This window comes from Nocardia donostiensis (genome assembly GCF_002081715.1).
Lineage (GTDB): Bacteria > Actinomycetota > Actinomycetes > Mycobacteriales > Mycobacteriaceae > Nocardia > Nocardia donostiensis.
Genome location: NZ_MUKP01000107.1, coordinates 1 through 4,156, shown reverse-complemented (window position 1 = coordinate 4,156; position 4,156 = coordinate 1). Strand labels below are relative to the sequence as shown.

Below are 4,156 nucleotides of genomic sequence, written 5' to 3'. Positions count from 1 at the left end.
TCGACGGCGGTGAGGGAGTCGATGCCGTGGTCGGCGAAGGTGCGGTGGGGGTCGATGGCGTGTGGGTGGGTGTGGCCGAGGACAGCGGCGGTGTGGCTGCACACCAGATTCAGGAGTTCGTGGCGCTGTTCGGATTCCGGTAGCCCGGCCAACCGCCGGCGCAGGTCCTGTGCCGAGGTTTCGGGTGCGCTCGCGGGCCGAGGCCCGACCGTGACCAGGTCACGGAGAATCGGCGGCAGAGTCCCCGCCCTGGCCGCTGCCGTCAATGCCGGACGGTCGAAACGCACGGCGGCGACCGTGGCCTGTGCTCGGGTGACGGCGGCGTCGAACAGTGCCAAACCCTGCTCGGTGTCGAGAGCCGCGACGCCGGCGCGGTGCATGCGGGCCGTGTCGGCGGCACCGAGCCGGGCTGTCATGGCGGTGACGCTCGCCCAGTTACCCCAGGCGATCGAAGTCGCGACCAGCCCTTGGGCGCGGCGGTGCGCGGCCAAAGCATCCACCATGCTGTTGGCCGCCGCATAATTGCCCTGCCCCGGCGAACCGAGAACGCCGACCGCGGAGGAGAACAGCACGAACAGCGTCAGATCGTGCGCTCGGGTGAGTTCGTGCAGGTGCCGGGCGGCGTCGGCCTTGGCTGCCAGGACGGCCGAGACACGTTCGGGTGTCAGGGAATCGATGACACCGTCGTCCAGGACACCGGCGGCATGCACGATCCCGGTCAGCGGCGCATGCGCGGGGATCGACGCCAGCAGATCGGCGACGGCGGCGCGGTCGGACACGTCGCAGGCCACGACCCGCACCTCGGTGCCGAGTGCGGTCAGGTCCCGCGCCAGTTCCTCGGCGCCGGGTGCCCGGGGGCCGCGCCGGCCGGCCAGCACCAGCAGACGTGGCTGGTACCGGGTGGCCAGATGCCGGGCGACGACGCCGCCGAGACCGCCCGTGCCACCGGTGACGAGCACCGTGCCGTGCTCCAGGGTCGGTGCGGGAGGCAGCGTGAGGACGAGCTTGCCGGTGTGCCGGGTCTGCGCGAAACAACGGAACGCCGCAGGCGCCTGCCGGATATCCCAGGCCCGCAGCGGAAGCCGGTGCAGACGACCGTCGATGAACAGGTCGAACAGGTCGCCGAGGATCCGGCCGATTCGGTCGGACCCGGCGTCGAGCAGATCGAAAGCTCGATACCGCACACCCGGATACTCCGCGGCGATCTCGCCAGGATCGCGGATATCGGTTTTGCCCATTTCGACGAACCGCCCCCCTCGGGGCAGCAGCCGCAGTGAGGCGTCAACGAATTCCCCGGCCAGGCAGTCGAGGACGACGTCCATACCCGCGCCGTCGGTAGCGGCCAGGAATTGCTGTGCGAAGTCCAGGCCGCGGGAGTCGCCGATGTGGTCGTCGTCGAAGCCGAGTTCCCGCAGGATGTGCCACTTACCGCGGCTGGCGGTGGCGAAGACCTCCGCGCCCCACAGGCGGGCGAGTTGGAGGGCGGCCATACCGACACCGCCGGTAGCGGCGTGTATCAGCACCCGATCCCCGGGCCCCACCTCGGCCAGGTCACACAGTCCGTACCAGGCGGTCGCGAACGCCACCGGGGTCGCAGCCGCGTCGGCGAACGACCATCCGGGCGGAACCTGTACCAGCGAACGGTGATCGGTCACTGCCACCGGTCCGATACCGCCGGTGATCAGGCCCATCACCCGGTCACCCCGTGCGATGTCGTCCACCCCCGCACCGACCGCGAGCACCACACCCGAGATCTCGGCACCGAGCGCTACATCCGGATCCGGGTACACACCCAGGCAGATCATCACATCACGGAAGTTCAACCCGGCCGCGCGCACCCCGACCTGCACCTGCCCTGCTCGCAGCGTCGGCTCGGCAGACTCGTGCGGGGTGAGCGCAAGACCATCCGGTGTGCCCGGTGCCGGGCAGTCCAGTCGCCATATCCCCGACGCCGGCGGTTCCAGCAGGTCTGCGGGCGGCACCGTCAGCCGAGGCACATGCACCACCCCTGAACGCACCGCGAACTGTGGTTCTGCATCGGCCGACGACACCACCGCTGCCAGCGCCTCGTCGACGTCGGCGACATCATCGGGGGCAGTGCCGATGTCGGCGAGAACGATCCGCCCGGGGTGCTCGGATTGGCCGGAGCGCGCAAGTCCCCAGACGGCGGCGCCGGACAGATCGGTGACGTCCTCCCCGGCCACGGACACCGCGCCGCAGGTGAGCACCACGAGCCGGCTGCCGGTGAAGCGTTCGTCGGTGACGAATCGCTGTAGTACCGCCAATACCTCATGGACCGGCGCATGCGGATCGGTGCCGGTCGTGCGGCCGCGGCAGTCGAGCACCACCACGGCGGGGTTATCCATGCCGTCTTCGATCGCCGCTACCGCCTCCGGCCACACCATGGAGGAAACGGGCTGCTGGACAGGAGGAACGGGCGCTGGTTTCCATATCGGTGTGTGCAGTCGAACAGTCGCGGTCGCTGCGAGGTCGAGCCGGACCGGCCGGGTGGTCAAGGCGCGCACCGACAGCACCGCGCGCCCGGCCGTATCGGACACCGCCAAGGTGAGGGCACCGGTGTCTGTGTCGCGGCCGATCCGGGCCCGCAGCGCGGTCGCGCCCGTCGCGAACCGGGTCACGCCCGTCCAGGTGAACGGCAGCAGCGGCGTTACCGCATGCTCGGATTCGGTGTCGAGGCAGACCGCTGCCTGCAGGACGGCGTCGAGCAGCGCGGGGTGTACTCCGTATCGCCGGGCGCCGCTCGCGGAGTGCGGTAATGCTGCGTCGATGTAGAGATCCGAGCCGGTGCGCCGCACCGCGCGCAACCCACGGAACGTGGGCCCGTACTCGCAGCCGAGGGCGGTGAGCCGGTCGTAGAGGTCATCGACATCGATCTCGGCAGCCGACGCCGGTGCCGGTACCGAACCGTCTTCGGTACCGGCGATGTCCCGGGCGAGAGTGCCCGCGGCGTGCCGGACCCAGGCGCCGTGGTCGACGACGCGGCCGTGGATGGTGATCGGTCGCAGGCCGTTTTCGGCCGCGCCCACGACGACCCGAATCGTGACGGCCTCCTCGGCGCGCAGCACCAGAGGCGCGAGCAGGGTGAGTTCCGCGACGGCGGGCGTATCGACTTCCGCACCTGCCCGCAGCGCCAACTCCAGGAACCCGGTGCCGGGGAACAGGACCGTCTCGCTGACCGCGTGGTCGGCCAGCCACGGCTGGGAGCGCAGGGAGATCAGCCCGGTGAGCGTGGCCCCGCCCGTGCCCGGATCGGCGACGACCGCGGCCAGCAGCGGATGGGCGGCGCCGGTGACGCCGAGTGCCACCGGGTCGGCGGCCTCGGTGGGATCGAGCCAGTAGCGGCGATGCTGGAAGGCATAGGTGGGCAGCGATACCCGCTGCACGCCCGACTCCTCGAACAGGACCGACCAGTCGACGGCGACACCGGTGATGTGCAGGTGCGCCGCCGACCGCAGCAACCGGTCGAGCCCGCCGTCGCCGCGCCGCAACGAACCCACCACGGCACCAGCCGGGTGCGTATCGGCTGCGGCGGTATCGCCGCGCCGTTCGTCGAGAACCGCGGTGATACCGGGTGTGAGCAGGGGATGCGGGCCGACTTCGACGAACACGGTATGCCCGTCATCTGCGGCGGCGGCAACGGCCTCGGCGAACCGGACCGGCCGGCGCAGATTGCCGAACCAGTATTCGGCATCCACGCCGAGGGTGTCGGTTTCCTCGCCGGTCACCGTGGAATAGAACGGGATCGCCGCTGGTCTCGGCACGATATCGGCCAGTTCGCGCAGCAGGGGCTCACGCAGTGCTTCGACATGACGAGAGTGAGAGGCATAGTCCACGGCGACATGACTCGCCCGGATACCGTCGCGCGCGCAGTCGTCCACGAACCGTTGCACCGCGTCGGGATCGCCGGAAACGACCACCGCCGCCGGGCCGTTGACCGCTGCCACGCACACCGCCTGCCCATAACGAGCCAGCCGCTCGGCCACCTTTTCCGCCGGTAACGCTACCGAAGCCATCGCGCCCGCACCCGTGAGTTGGTCACTGATCAACCGGCTACGCGCCACCACAACCCGCACCGCATCCTCGAGCGACAACCCACCCGCCACATACGCCGCCGCCACCTCACCCTGCGAATGCC

At 70.4% G+C, this 4,156-nt stretch carries 1 protein-coding gene; it reads right to left on the bottom strand.

From position 1 onward, the window contains the following. Positions 1-4,156, bottom strand: a 4,156-nt coding sequence (locus B0T44_RS26060) for an SDR family NAD(P)-dependent oxidoreductase (RefSeq protein WP_139795378.1), incomplete at both ends; no start/stop codon positions are given.